The organism is Sphingobacterium multivorum, from assembly GCF_900457465.1.
GTDB lineage: Bacteria > Bacteroidota > Bacteroidia > Sphingobacteriales > Sphingobacteriaceae > Sphingobacterium > Sphingobacterium multivorum.
Map to the genome: position 1 here is coordinate 222985 of NZ_UAUU01000005.1, position 14895 is coordinate 237879.

Annotated in this window: 11 protein-coding genes; all 11 read right to left on the reverse strand. The window is 43.1% G+C overall.

Going from position 1 to position 14895, the window contains the following annotated elements:
- Positions 1–3 precede the first annotated feature (3 nt).
- Positions 4–1023, reverse strand: a complete 1020-nt coding sequence (locus DTA23_RS07460; protein ID WP_046674245.1) for a SusE domain-containing protein — start codon at positions 1021–1023, stop codon at positions 4–6.
- A 214-nt stretch (positions 1024–1237) separates the two neighbouring features.
- Positions 1238–2833 carry a RagB/SusD family nutrient uptake outer membrane protein gene (locus tag DTA23_RS07465; RefSeq protein WP_112374272.1) on the reverse strand — a complete coding sequence of 532 codons (1596 nt, stop codon included), beginning with the start codon at positions 2831–2833 and terminating at the stop codon, positions 1238–1240.
- A gap of 11 nt (positions 2834–2844) precedes the next feature.
- Positions 2845–5814, reverse strand: coding sequence for a SusC/RagA family TonB-linked outer membrane protein (locus tag DTA23_RS07470; RefSeq protein ID WP_112374273.1), 2970 nt, complete (start codon positions 5812–5814; stop codon positions 2845–2847).
- Positions 5815–5825: 11 nt separating this feature from the next.
- Positions 5826–7445: an alpha-amylase family glycosyl hydrolase gene (locus DTA23_RS07475; protein ID WP_112374274.1), complete on the reverse strand. Its 1620-nt coding sequence runs from the start codon at positions 7443–7445 to the stop codon at positions 5826–5828.
- Positions 7446–7605: 160 nt separating this feature from the next.
- A complete protein-coding gene (locus tag DTA23_RS07480) occupies positions 7606–8409 on the reverse strand; it encodes a hypothetical protein (RefSeq protein WP_112374275.1) in 804 nt (267 codons plus the stop codon).
- A gap of 195 nt (positions 8410–8604) precedes the next feature.
- Positions 8605–9615 carry a LacI family DNA-binding transcriptional regulator gene (locus DTA23_RS07485; RefSeq protein WP_112374276.1) on the reverse strand — a complete coding sequence of 337 codons (1011 nt, stop codon included), beginning with the start codon at positions 9613–9615 and terminating at the stop codon, positions 8605–8607.
- Between the two features lie 586 nt (positions 9616–10201).
- Positions 10202–11485: a Gfo/Idh/MocA family protein gene (locus DTA23_RS07490; protein ID WP_112374277.1), complete on the reverse strand. Its 1284-nt coding sequence runs from the start codon at positions 11483–11485 to the stop codon at positions 10202–10204.
- A gap of 109 nt (positions 11486–11594) precedes the next feature.
- Positions 11595–13070 carry an alpha-L-fucosidase gene (locus DTA23_RS07495; RefSeq protein ID WP_112374278.1) on the reverse strand — a complete coding sequence of 492 codons (1476 nt, stop codon included), beginning with the start codon at positions 13068–13070 and terminating at the stop codon, positions 11595–11597.
- Complete coding sequence (locus DTA23_RS07500) at positions 13027–13434, reverse strand: alpha-L-fucosidase (protein ID WP_112374279.1); 408 nt, start codon at positions 13432–13434, stop codon at positions 13027–13029. The genes DTA23_RS07495 and DTA23_RS07500 overlap by 44 nt, the downstream gene beginning before the upstream one ends.
- 56 nt (positions 13435–13490) lie before the next feature.
- A complete protein-coding gene (locus tag DTA23_RS07505; RefSeq protein ID WP_112374280.1) occupies positions 13491–14456 on the reverse strand; it encodes an SGNH/GDSL hydrolase family protein in 966 nt (321 codons plus the stop codon).
- Positions 14457–14485: 29 nt separating this feature from the next.
- A complete protein-coding gene (locus DTA23_RS31040; protein WP_256603076.1) occupies positions 14486–14893 on the reverse strand; it encodes an alpha-L-fucosidase C-terminal domain-containing protein in 408 nt (135 codons plus the stop codon).
- Positions 14894–14895: the final 2 nt, after the last annotated feature.

A 14895-nucleotide genomic window follows, 5' to 3' on the forward strand; every position in this document is an offset into this window, starting at 1 on the left:
TTGCTATTTCTTTGTCAGCGTATAGGTATTTGCATTGAAATCCACGACAATAGCGTAGGTACCGGCACTGGCGACCGCGATATTGGCACCGCCAGCCGCTAAAGTTCCATTTGCCCCGCCAAAATTGGTTCCCCAATCGTGATTTTTACGGAATTTGATCTCTCCTGCCGTCAAGCTCACTGTGAGCTTCCATACCTGGTTGGCATTGTCAAACTTCATATCTGTATCGGCATCCCAACCTTTCGGTGTCGCGCTGCCAATAATGCCCCAGTTGTGATCTTTAAATGAAATGGTATTGGCAGTTGTGTTGACCTCGATTTCCAGATTACCTGCACGCGGCGCTTTTATATTTCCACCGCCATTAAATGCGATTTTACCATCTGCAGTTTGTCCATAAGAATTCGCCCAATTGCGTTCAGTTGTAATCTTAAATTCTGAATTCACTTCCGGAAATAAGATAATGCCTGTATAGATACCGTTACTTGTTGGGGAAACTAACGACTCAGCTGTGGCTGGATCCCATCCCTGATAAGCGCCTGGAACATACAGATAGCTGGTTGAAGCAAAGGGAACTGCTTTCAGGCTTGCCAAAGCTGAAAACACGACCGTAATTTTAGCATTGATACTTGACTTCAGCCGTACATCAAAGTCAGAAGCCGTTCCTGTCGGAACACCAAGAGAAAGTAAGTAGCTATTCAATTCATAACCCGTAAAACCAACTGTTGTCCGACCACTCGGAATAACAACTTCTTTTACTGTTTTAAAATTGTCTCCCTTAAGTCCAAACTGGAGTACGTTGGTTACTGCCGCCTGAAAACCAAAGTCAGGCTGAATCATAGTTAAGTGCAGTACCGTGTCCTTTGCATTATCTTTAGACAGGGTTACATTATTTTTATCAAGGCTTAAAGTCGCTGGCTTTATACCTTCATCACTAGCCAATATGGCCCGCGTTTCGTCTTTTTTACAACTTTGGAATAGCGCTATAAACAGCAGCATGATTCCGATATAGTGTCTAGTTTTCATCTGTTTTATTTTGTTTTCAATAGCTGATGAACGCTCAGGGCAAATATTTACCGTCCTGTGCGCCGATCAATATGCATTGCTCGGTTTCATCTGTCAACAATTTTCTTAGTACAGGTATGGCCACATCGATCAGAAGAAGCTTACCGCATCCAAACTCAATCAGGAGTTGTAGATTCGTCTTTCATTGGAATAAATTCTCCTTTTCCGATGCTGATTAATTATAGCCGGGATTCTGTACAAGATTGGAGTTCGCGATTATATCTGAAGCCGGAAGCGGGAACAGTGTTCTATAAGCTGGCACAGCTTGACCGGCTAACACACCTCCTTTAAAAGGCCAGAGGTAATTATCGCTCGTAAATTTGCCGTAACGAATTAAATCCGAACGTCTAAACCCTTCCCAATACAGCTCTTTCACACGCTCGTTGAGTACATCGTCTAGCGAGAGGTTTGCCAAATTCCCACTGTTGTTGCCATAGGCACGCACACGCAACTTGTTGACGTAATCCAATGCTTTAGCCACGTTACCACCGGAGCCACCCCGTAAAGTTGCTTCGGCGTAAATCAGGTTCATCTCTGCCAATCGAATTAATGGAAAGTCCACCGATGCTACAAAACCTTCAGCTGCTGGAGGAGCAGTTTTTCCGTCTTTGTTCACATTCCGGAATTTAGTAACTGCCAACCCCTGCTTATAGACAGCGATATCTTCTATTTTTACGCTTGTATTTAAGTGAAACATTGCCCTTTTGTCCGTTGCTCCGGAGTAGTCACCGAAAATGGTTGCGATATTGTCACGCGTCCGATTTCCGGCCCAACCGCCGCCAGGCACACCAAAAGAAGTGGGATTCATGGTCGCGTCGATAGCTGCATTGATCAGATAAGTCGTTCCCCCCTTGCTCTGTGTTTTGGTTCCATCGTAAGGCAGATAAAAAATAAATTCGGGGTTGTTCACATCATTATCTGCATAGAAAAGCTCCCGGTAATTTGTCCCCAAGCTATAGCCCGAGTTCAATACCTTTTCTGAATACGTGATGGCTTCGGTATATTTCTTATTACCGGCCCCAAGGTAGACTTCAGCGTTGAGGTATAAACGAGCCAATAGCCCCCATGCCGCTACTTGGTCCACACGACCATAAACATTCTGTTTGGCACCTTTGAGCTGACCAGCAACCTCCAGCAGTTCTTTCTCCACATACGCGAAAAGCTCAGGTCGTTTGATCTGTGGCGGTGATACTTTGCCTACTGAATTTTCTTCGGTTACAAAAGGTGGATTTCCGAATAGATCAAGTAGAACCCAATAGTTGTAAGCACGTAAGAATCTTGCTTCGGCACGATAATAAGCGATCTCTTTTTTGTCGGCATCTGAAATACCGCGTTCGGCCAATTTAGCATCCGTGCTCTCTCTTAAAAATTCATTGACAAGGGTAGCACTGTAGACACAACGCGTGTAAAGACCGCGGAGCATGGGATTGCTATCGTCAAAATTGAGGTAATCCAAACCACTAATTCCCGGGTCATTAAGCCAGGCGCAAGCAGCTTCATCGGTAGTAAGTTCTTGCGCATTCCAAAAAAGACGTAAAAAATCCGATGTTCCCGCATCTAAACCACCTAAGTCCGTATTATTCGGCCCCGATGTGCTCGTTAAAGTCAATGATCCATACAACCTTGCAAATGATGAGGTATAACCTTTAAAATCTTTATAAGCAATATCTGCGGTGACATCATTAGTAGGCTTTAAATCCAAATCCTTGTGGCAGCTGCTCAATGCGATGGCGAGCAGGCAAGCGCCTATATATTTATTTAATTTTTTCATTGTTATATCATTTAAAAACTCACATTTACACCCAATACATAAGTTCTTGGTCTTGGATAGAAACGGTCGTCTATACCATTGGATATTTCTGGATCAACTCCTTTGTACTTGGTGATGGTAAATACATTTTGTACAGTGGCAGAAATAGACATCGAAGCTTTGCTGTTCCGAATAAATTTTCCGAGGTTATAACTCAGATTGACATTATCCATTTTCAAGAATGACGCATTTTTGATGTAATAGTCGCTTCGTAACTGCTTGAGTAGAAAATTGGTATTCAAAAAATCCACCGGGGCATTGTTGATCACCAAAACCGCCTGATCGTTGATGTTCGCGCCACTGCCTAGGTTGGATGAAACATTGTCGTACACATAATTATCCAAACTTGCGCGCAATACGGTGCTTGCCGACCATTTTTTGTAACTGTATGCCGCCGTAAAACCCAAAAGGTATTTCGGTAAAGGTGATTTGTATAGGTAACGGTCGTTATCGCTGATCACGCCGTCGCCATTGCGGTCAACATAGACCCCTTCTACAGGATGCCCCTGTTCATCATATACCTGCTGGAACACATTGAAACTATTGGGCATGAAATTCACCTTATGTGCCTGGATATTCCCCCCTGTTCCACCACGAATACTACCGGTCTCCACGATAAAGTTTGGATCATCGCTCTGCGTCAGGTTGGTCACTTTGCTTCTATTATAAGTCACATTGAAACCAAGATCCAACGACGAATTTTCTGTTTTTACCGGAACGTAATGCAGGTTAAACTCCAGACCCTGATTCTCCATATTACCGACATTCGTCAACAAAAAGTTGCTAAAGTTTGATCCTACAGGAACTGGAATGGTACTGAGCAGGTCCTTGGTCTTTTTCGAATAGTAGTCTATGCTACCATAGAATAGATTGTTAGCGAAACCAAAATCAACTCCAGCATTGTAGGTCGTTGTACTCTCCCAGCGGATATCTTGATCGTAGGCGACCGGCGAATTCAGGTAATAATACTCATTACCAAATCGATACATGGATTCATTACCACTGATGGTGTAATTAGGCAAATAAGAATAGTTGGCAATACCGTCTTGCTGACCGGTCTTTCCATAACTTAAACGAAGTTTCAACTCCGAAACCGCAGCTATTTCTTTTAAAAAGCCTTCATTTTTCGCGCGCCAGGTAAAACCGACAGAAGGGAAATATCCCCAGCGGTTATCCGGGCTAAAACGGGAAGAACCATCTGTACGCAAGGTTCCAGAAAGGACATAACGGTTGTCGTAGGTATAGATCAAACGTCCGTAATAGGAAATCAACAGGTTTTCGGGTTTATCAAAAGGTCGCGTTGGTTCATTTAAGATCTTATCACCTTCGGCATTTGTACGGTTAAAATTGTATACTTTACTACTATTTTTATAGTAACCATAGCCTAGTGTCGCGTCTATCGTACTTTTGATCGTAGGTAATTCTTTATCATACTTTAGATAAAACTCGAGTGTTTTATTGTTGATATCGGTTTTATATTGCGTTCTTTCACCACCTTCATTGAAATTACGTGCAGCAATAGCCGGCGTAAATGTATTCCCTTTTGAACGCGCCAGATCGTAGCCGACGTTTAAGTTGGCGTGTAACTCGGGAAGGAAATGGAAACTATAATCCACTTTTGCATTTCCAATGCTTCTGAAAACATCGCCATTATCTTTGCGCAGATCCAATAAGGCCAAAGGATTTCGAGGTGCATTTGGATTGGGTTTCCCGCCCTGAACCCACTCATAATATCCGCCAAAACTATCCTTATCATCGACATAAACAGGTTGGGTGGGATCGAACTGAATCGCTGACCCGATCGCATCTTGCGTAGCAAATTTCGATTTCGACCAGGTACCACGTACATTCACATCCAGCGAAAGGTGATTGTCCAGAAATTTCGGTGTCAAGGCCAATGCCGCGGTGGTCCGTTTTAAGTTATCATTTTTCAGCACACCGTCCTGATTCATATAACCAGCAGAAATACGGTAAGGCATATTGCCAGCTCTGGAAGCAATGTTAACATTATTGTCCGTAGTAAAGGCATTGCCATAAATCACATCCTGCCAATCGGTATTTGCTGTTCCCAACAATTTTTTCATGGCATCACTGCCATTGGTATTGACATAATCGCGGATTTGATCCGCGTTAAGCAGTTTTACTTTATTGGCCACAGTCGCCAAGGAGTTCTGTGTAGAGAAGTTGATCTGTGTTCCTGAGCGGCTGCCTTTTTTGGTGGTGATTAAGATGACACCATTCGATGCACGCGATCCATAAATTGCCGTTGCATTGGCATCTTTCAAGATGGTAAATGTCTCGATATCATTTGGGTTAATCAAACTTAATGGATTCGCTACGCCGGATACCGAGCCACCAGCCAAAGGAATCCCATCCACGACGATCAATGGATCGTTACTGGCATTCAGTGAAGCGCCGGAACGGATCCGGATTGTACTTCCTGCGCCTGGCTGCCCCCCACTTGTTGTAATCTGTACGCCCGGAACTTTCCCCATAATGAGTTGCTCGGGAGAGGAGATCTGTCCTTTTTGAAAATCCTTAGAACTCACCGTGCTGATTGACCCCGTCAGGTCACTTTTCTTTTGTGTACCATAACCAATCACAACAACCTCATCCAGCGCACTCGTATTGGATTTAAGGTAGAGGTTTAACGGATTCTGCCCATCACTGATTTGGATTAAGGTGTCCAGGCTCGCGTATCCGACCATGCTGACTCGCAGGCGTAATTTCCCCGTTTGTAGTCTATCCAAGCTAAAATCCCCATTCGCATTGGTAGACAGTGATTTTTGAATATCCTCGAAGCGCAGTGTAGCACCGACCAAGGAACTCCCCTTCTGGTCCATTACTCGCCCCTTTAGCGTTGCCTGTTGGGCAAATGCCGAAGCACTTACGCCGAGTAGCATGCTCAGAGCCCAAAATGGACGTGATAGCTGTTTGTTCATAAAATAACTGTTTATTTATTTAGTTTTGTTTTGCTTATCAATTGGTATTGTCCAGGCAAAAGGCTCAATTTTGACTGACTGAGCCAGTTGAGCTCTTTTCCCGTAAAATTGTCCACCCACTGTCCCTGCAGTGCTTGTGGCAATGTAAATTCCACACTTTCTACTCCAAAATTGCCAAGTACCCCTATTTGTTGTCCATCCTTTTCCAGCACGAAATATTTAACGGCATCTTTCATAGCCGATGTAACAATCGTCCCGTTTTGGAAAATGCTATTTTTGGTTTTGAAACGGGTGAGTTTCGCATAGGTCTCAAAGAGTTTTTTACGATCATCTTGCTGCAGATAACTCCATAATAATGGTTTTTCACCTGTCCGTCCATTTTCATCGATAGACACATCATAGCCATATTCACCAAACTGCCAGATCATCTTAGGTCCAGGCGAAGTCAATAAAAATACCGCCGCTTGTTCCAAGCGTTTTAATGCTGTACCGAGATTCTTGATATTATAGTTACCGGATGAATTTCCATAATTGAGGCACTTGAACAAGAGTCTCTGTTCGTCGTGACTTTCCATATAGGACACAAAAGAAGGTTGCACCATCCCATGATTTGAGGCAAACAAACGACCGAGATCCGAGCCATTATTGGCATTCCATCCCATCGCCGCTTCGTTGAAGACATGATTCATATTATTCCAGAGCAACATACCCGATTGCGCCAGCTCCATTTCTTCCTGATCACCGCCAAGATGCTCGAGAATGATATAACAAGAAGGATCTATACTCCGAATATGCTGCTGGTATTGCTTTAAGATCGCCACACGGGAAGCATCATAGGCATTCCAAGCGCTTAAATCACTTTCTGAAGTGCCTGAATTTTTCTGGGTAAAACCTTTAGACAAGTCAAAGCGGAAGCCATCGATCTTGTATTCTTGCATCCAATAGGTCAAGACATCTTTAACAAAAGTCTGTGTATAACTACTTTCGTGGTTAAAGTCGAATCCAACATTAAACGGATGCTTGGCAACCGTATTGAACCAAGGACTATTGCCAGCGACGTTGCCCTGCTCCATATAAAGCTGTACAAGCGGCGACTGACCAAATGCGTGATTAAAAACAACGTCCAAAATCACGGCAATACCATTTTCGTGACAGGCATCGACATAGGCTTTCAGGTCATTTTTCAAGCCGTAATATTTATCCAATGCCCGGTGGAATGAAGGATTGTATCCCCAAGTCGAATTCCCTTCCGATTCCTGTACAGGCATTAGCTCAACGGCATTTACACCCAGCCTTTTTAAATAAGACAAAGAATCCTTGAGTGTAGTATATTGATGCTGTTTGACAAAATCGCGGACCAACAGTTCATAGATCACCAAATCACCTTGAGCAGGTCTATTAAAAGCAGTTGTTTTCCAGGTATAAGCCTTTGTGGAAAGATCCAATACGCCGACAATACCATGCGCAGCTGCGGGATAAGCGGGTACAGCCGCTGCTGTAAGCCCAAGTGCAGCATCATTCTGCGGATCAAGAATCAGTTCAGCATAGGGATCAGCGATAGCCAATTGGCCATCCACCAAAAACTGATAAGTCTGTTTTTGGAGAAATCCAGATTCGATACCGTTACCCACCAGGTTTTGCCATCTGGAGTCTGGCTCATCGCATAGGCTGGTAATGCTTTATAGTTGTTAAAACCACCTAACAGATATACACTTTTTTTCAGTGGTGCTGTGAGCGCAAAACTGACCTCCCCTTTTTCCCTGTTTATGGTTGTTCCGTTTGGATTGATACCTATCGGAGGGCAGCAATGGTAGCTTTTGATTCTACAAATAGCTCCACTTTACTGGAATATACCTTGCCATCAGCTTCCAAGCGGGCTTCGAGCTCATGAAGGCCGTTGCTTTGTAGACTAACAGATTTTTCTAAAGACAGTGCAGCAGAAGATTCAGCCAGCAATATACCATTGTCCCAGACACTGATTTTTCCGGACTGCGTTGCCTGTAATTTTAGCTTCAGGTTATCGCCAACGGTGTACATCTGCTCAGTGGTCATTGGATCTGTGGGTTGCAGCGTAGGCGACACAAAACGAATTGCTTGCATGTTACTCGCCACGAAAGGCAGAAATAAATCTGAATTATTTTTATTTCGTTGGACGAGCGATCCATCACCATTGCGCACTAAAAGTGCCAACTGACCAAATTCCAAAGCATTTGACAGATTAAAGAATGTGGAAGGCGTAAATGTAAATGTATATAAACCAGCAGAAACAAATTTAAGTTTATAAGCGTTGTCATTCTTTGACCAGTCTGTCGCTACATGCTGCCAGCTCCCCTCATGGACAGGAATCAACCCCGCGTGTAGATACAGGTCGGCGGTGCTACCTTTTAACGCTGCATTTCCTTTCGAAAGATCAAATTGCAAGGTGATTTCCTTATCCCAAAAGATAAATGGAGCAGAAAGATTCACCAAACCAGTCCCCTGCTGTTCAATAACAGGTGGTTGCTCGATATCCACGATATCTTTCTTATTTGCACATGATGATAATAGGACAATCACCCAGAGATACCCTATTAAACGAGAGATATGCTTCCCCATCGATAATTAGCTTTACTTGGAATCTGAAATTGGGAACGTTCCCGAAATCAAGGTAAAAAGAAATCGCCTGTTGCGATTTGCTGGATTTCCCTATCCAATATTTTATACAAATTGATTATTTAAATACTCTCGGGAATGTTCCCGAAAGTAATCAAAGCTAAATAATGGGATTACAAAAAACAAATATTTTTTTTCTTATTTGAGGCTGGATTTTTGAAAAATAAGCTGGGAATCAAGGTAAACCGAATTAGCAAACTTATCATTTGTTGGATCATCCATTTTATCTAACAGGTATTTTGTTACCAATTGGCCCATTTCGTAGGCAGGTTGTTTCACTACGCTCAGTGCTGGGTCGATCAGATCGGCGATATCCAAACAAGAAAAACAAATGATTTTGAGGTCTTCAGGAATACGAATTGCGAGCTGCTTGGCGACCCGTATACTCGAAATAGCGAGACGTTCTACTGAAGCAAAAATGGCATCGGGTTTTTCCTTTTCGATCAAGCTGGCGATATCTTTCATATTCTGATCGGCATCATTGACGGTATCCAAAATAAGCTCGGGCCTAATCGGTATTCCCGCCTCCCGCAAAGCTTTTTCATACCCGTCTTTACGCACCTTACCAATCGAAACATGAGGATTGATGGCGAGGTAAGCAATCCGTTTACAGGCATTATCAATCAAGTGCTTCGTAGCCTGGTAAGCCGAATCAAAGTCATTCCCCGTAATATATCCCCCCTTCCAATCGTCGTATGCACGGTCAAAGAACATGACCGGTATTCCCCTTTCCGCCAACAGCTGCAAATGCGAATGGTCTTTTCCCTCACCGGAAGCCGAAATGATCACGCCATCCACTCGTCCATTAGCCAGCGAGCGCACGATGGAAGCTTCATTTTGTACCTGATGATCCGTCACGTAAATCAAGGTATGATAGCCCTTAGAGCGTGCCACTGCCTCGATTCCTTTGATGGCCTGCGAGAAAAATTTATTACCAAATTCGGGAATAATAATCGCAATCGTCAGACTTTTATTCGCTTTGAGACTACTCGCATAGACATTCGGCGAAAAACCGATTTCTTCGGCCATGGCCAAAATACGGGCTTTTGTCGCCGGATTAATATCCTCGTTATCCCGAAATGCACGGGAAACGGTCGATTTTGACAAGCCGAGTTTTTTGGCCAGATCTACTATTGTTAATTGCGACATATCAAGATTCCCTTTGCTGTTCGAATGTAATAATTGTTGGATACAAATAAAGCAATTATCTATCCAGAATAGCAAATTTTCTTTTTGTTCCCTTTGTTTTAAATCAGCGGGCCATGTTTTTTTTATCTCCAGATAAGAAAAGCGATTTAGTGATCAAATCGTGTAAATGATCATTCCAATATGCTTGCTTTCATCAGCTTTCCGTTAGCATAAAAAGTTGTTTTACATGGCCTTTTGTGTCTATAGCGCTAATACTGTCTTCGTATTGTGTTCGTATCACCTTCGGCTGTGGAGAATCTTGCTACGACTATTGATCGAAAGTTGACCAGATAATTCCTGTTCAGAGTCTGGACAATATCTGTTCAGCACCTGTACAATATCTGCATCCCATCCGAATAAGGTACGAAGCAGGTACGAATCTTTCCTCCCTATTTATTAAAAAATTGTGAAAAGGTGCTTAGCAGATGTTACCGCCCAAGACAGGGTAATACAAGTCTACATTGTTGTAGAAATATTGATCTATAAACAAAACAGGCTTAGCAAATATGCTAAGCCTGTTTTTATCATTAGTCGACCATTTTCTTGATTAGAACTTTCTAAAATCCCATTCTCCGCGATAAGGGCGGCTACGCATGAGGTTAGCATAATCATTGTCGAACTGTTCCTTTTGTGGATTCCATTTTAAATCCTTTTGAAGTTCATACGCTATGTTGATGGCATTGCAAACAGAGCTCGTCCGATGGCCTATTTCAACATCACAGATCGGCTTACTTCTTTTTTTGATCGCGTCTACCCAATCCTGATAGTGATTATCACTGTAATACAGGCGACGATCTGTGGAGCTCAATTTAAGATTGGCCAAATTCTCGGGATTCGAACGGATAAATTCGCGGCTTACTTCAATCTTACCTTTTTCACCAATAAATTGAATCGCGTTATGTACGCCCCATTGCACATGGTTTACCCGAACTCCATTGGCATAGTTAAAGGAAAGCCCGCTATTGCTATTTGCTGCTTTAGGTGGATTGAATTGCACCGGGCCAGATTCGTCCATGCCCAACGCCCATTGCACAATATCAAACATATGTGCTCCCCAATCGGTAATATAACCACCGCCGAAATCACGGTAACCACGCCACCAAGCCCATTTATCATCCTCAAGCGGTGGGCTTAAAATCGGGTTATAACCGCGGTAAGGTGAAGGTCCTACCCACATATCCCAATCCAAATAATCCGGTGCTGGCATAGCTGGTAGGTCGCATTGTTTGACCGGTTCGCCCACAGACACATTAATTTCTTTTATTTTGCCGATATAGCCATTGAGCACCAGTTCTGCGGCTTGTCTAAAATTATAGGAAGAACGCTGCATGCTACCTGTCTGAAAGACACGTTTATATTTGCGGGTTGCATCGACCATTGCTCTCCCCTCGGCAATGGTAAGCGCCAGGGGTTTCTCACAATAAATATCTTTGCCGGCTTTAGCTGCATCAACAGCAACCTGTGCATGCCAGTGATCTGGTGTTGCAATAACAACAGCATCAATATCTTTCCGATCCAATAGTTCGCGATAATGGTGATAGGCCTTGATCTCAGTCTGTGCTTTTGACAATTCCGTTTGCTTTTTCCCTGTCGCAGCAATAAATGCGGCCAACTTCTTACGGTCCACATCGCAGGCCGCCAGACTTGCGATTTCCTTGCAGCGATTGAGACCGTTCATCAAAGTATAGGATTGTTTTCCGACACCGATAAATCCAAGATTGATACGATCACTTGGTGCAAGAAATCCATTTCCGCCTAACACAACGCGCGGGACAATTGTGAAAGCCAAAGAGGATACAATCCCCTTGGCTATAAATTCTCTTCTTTTCATTTTTTACTGATAGTTTATTTTTCTGCTCGTCTTTATAGACACTTATTCGGTCCTCGGCGGCAAAATGGTTTATGTATGGATGATTTGTCTAGGCTTTCTCAAAAATAGTTTATTCTTGAACCGGAACCAGTGTAATTGACGCAATCTCAGGTAATGCATCGCCATCAATTGCCGTAGCCTGCAGCAGCACTTTTATACTTGGCTCTCCGATCACTTGCTGTGATACTTCTATTGTTCCCATGACCGCTTCCTTAAATGCAGTTCCATTTTCATTTATAAAGGCGAAAGGAATCTTTTGTCCAAGAGCGGTTAGCAAAATTTTGCCCTGATGTTTAGGATTAGGTAGATAATTGATGAGTACTCGGTATTTACCCGGTTTCTGAATTTTAATATCCCAAATTACTTGATCGGCAAGATCCTTCCATTGACCTATGGCATTCGGGCGATTTGGATCATGGGTATGTGCGCCAATAATTTTCAGTCCCTTTCCTTCCTGCAGTTTTGCATTATTTGCGTTCATCACGATGCGACCATCCGCCTGTGTTTGTGTTAGGCTTTCCTCAACAATTGGTTTTCCTTGGATCTCCACCACGATAACCTTAGGTCCTTTGTTGTTGTCAAAGACATCAACAGGAATTGCTGGTCTACCATTTTCCAGCGTAGATTTTAACTTCATTTTCGGTGAAGCCAGGGCATAGACAGCCGTCACTTTATTTTTGATTGGTAGATTTATTTTCCCATCAGCTGGACGGTCAAAAACATGCAGATAGAGCTTCCCATTTTTTTGCGTACAATAACCCCAATCCAACGCTTGGAAAGGGCTCGCCGTAGTCCCGTAAATAGCTTCGCTATTGATCTTCATCCAGTCCCCGATCTGCTCCATAATACGCACCGCAGGTTCAGGAATGCCGCCATCACCATCGGGTCCAACATTTAACAGGAAATTGCCGCCCTTACTTACTGTTTCCACAAATAATTGCATGATCTTGGGGAAGCTTTTCCAATTTTGATCATGGGCGCTATAACCGTAACTTTCATTCATGGTATGGCTTACCTCCCAATACATACCAGGCAAGCCTGTTGGTGGAATATATTTTTCAGGCGTTCCAATATCACCGTTTTTATTTTCGAGTCCATTCCAAAATCGATTATTGATAATAATGTTGGGTTGCCATTTGATCAGGTCTGTTAAAATATGTTTGGTTCCCCAGGCTTCACCCTCCTGCTGTTTGCTACTGAAATCGGGCCACAGCATATCCAATCGCCCGTAATTTTGGGCAAGTTCCTTAATTTGGCCGTAGAGATAGGCCTTATACCGTTCATGCTCAGGTTGATGATTATCAATATTCGGGTTTAACTGAAAAGCCTCATAGGAATCGGGATGCTGCCAATCCAGCAGCGAATAATAGGCGCCTACTTTCATTCCCTCCTGGCGGAAAGCTTCCATAATTTCGCGGTAAAGATCTCTCCCTTTTGGCGATAAATTTGCCGTACCTGTTACATCGTTTTTAACTGCGTAAGGCTGTTGGCTATTGAATAAGCTAAAGCCTTCGTGGTGTCGGGAGGTCAGCACCATATACTTCATTCCCGTTTTTTTTTGCAAGGTGAGCCCAGGATTTTGGATCGAAAGAACGCAATGTAAATTTTGGTTTCAGCACTTCAGCATACTGCTTACTGGGAATTTTCCCCCAAGTTTGTATCCATTCTGCATAATGCTGTGGGTATTTTTTTCCTTCAAAAGAACCTCCCGCTGCACTATACAATCCCCAATGGATAAATAACCCAAAACGAGCTTCTTTAAACCATTCCATGCGTTTATCTTGTGTCTCCTGCCAGCCAGCTACGCCTTCATAGGGTAATGATTTGGTCTGTGAATTAGCAACATCGGTCATGCATAGCAACATTCCCACTGCTGCTGCACACTTCCACTTTAAAAAATTGATTTTCATCGTAATATAGTTTTATACATAAAAGTTCATGGATTAGAATCATTAAACAGTGGGCATCAGAAACCCAAGTTGTTTATTTCCTCCTGCATGGTATCATAAGTCTTTCGCGCATCCTCCAATGGAATTCCTTTTGATAGTCCGGGTCGTTTATGGCCTGTAAAAGTCAACCATGTGTCTTTCATGATCGTCTGTCTTTTCAAAACAAGGGTATATAACTGGCGAAGTTTTGGTTTATCGCGCAAATTATCATCCCATGTGCTTTCGATCGGGAAATTAGGCATCAGGTGTTTAACAATTTCCCTTGCTATGAGCCAGTGGCCCAACTCGCCAGGATGAACACCATCTGCCGCTAGCCTAAACTGAGGATCTTTCTTGATGCCGGTCTCCAAATATCGACGCATGGTGAAATGGAGGTCAATGATTTCCCAGGATTGCTTTTTGGCATAGCTGATAAGCCATTGGGCATAGCGATCCAATACGGTATTATACCCATTGAGCCGAAGCTGTGGATCATCATGCACCGGTGGAGTCATCCATATGATACGTTTGACACCTTGATCTGCAAGTCGTTTTTGCAGGTGTATAATTCCGTTTTTATAGGCTTCAAAACGAGCCGAATCAAATGGTAGGTAAATACCGTCATTCATGCCATAACAGACGAAGACAACCTCAGGATTGATTTTATCGAGTACATTATCCAAACGGTCAAATACACAAGGTCGCGGAAACTTTCCATCGGCGTGATTCGGCTCACTAAGTCCAGATACGGTCTCACTTGGTAGCCCTGAGTTAATAAACTGGGGTTTCTTTTTCGGATGACTGCTCAGGAACAAACTTTCGGTCATGGCGACATATTGCCCGGCATAGGTAATGCTATTTCCCAGAAAAAGAATTTTCTGTCCTTCCTTCCAGGCAAACTGATTTACCTGTTTTTGCCCAACAGCTTGTATATACCATAAACTTAAGCAGAAGAGCAGCGACAAAGCACGCATTTTTTTTGTAGTTAATAATTGATTCAACATCGTTATAATTGATACAGTCAATATTCGAATTAGCCTAGTTTTATTTTTAGCGCATAGCCCAAGCTGTTGTTTTCTATCTTCTTGGGTAATTTCAATTGCAATCCATGGTCATCCTGCTGGAAATCGACCTGACCAAACCCTAAGATTTCCACTGATTTCACTTTAGCCTTACTTTGGTTCAGGGACTTTACATTGACGATTCCACCCTTAGGTACTACAAGAGCCATCGCATATACAAAATCATTCTTTTGGGTAAACCAAAAATCCGAAGCGGTAAAAGATGCCTTAAATCCTTCTCTCTCCCGTTGTTCGGTATCCGTTATCCGAATTGCTGTAGGCCCCTCATGTGCAGTGGTCCATGGGGATGTCCCATAAATCGCTTCACCATTGAGTCGCAACCATTTCCCTAATATAGCAAGATTTTTCTTTACCGGCACAG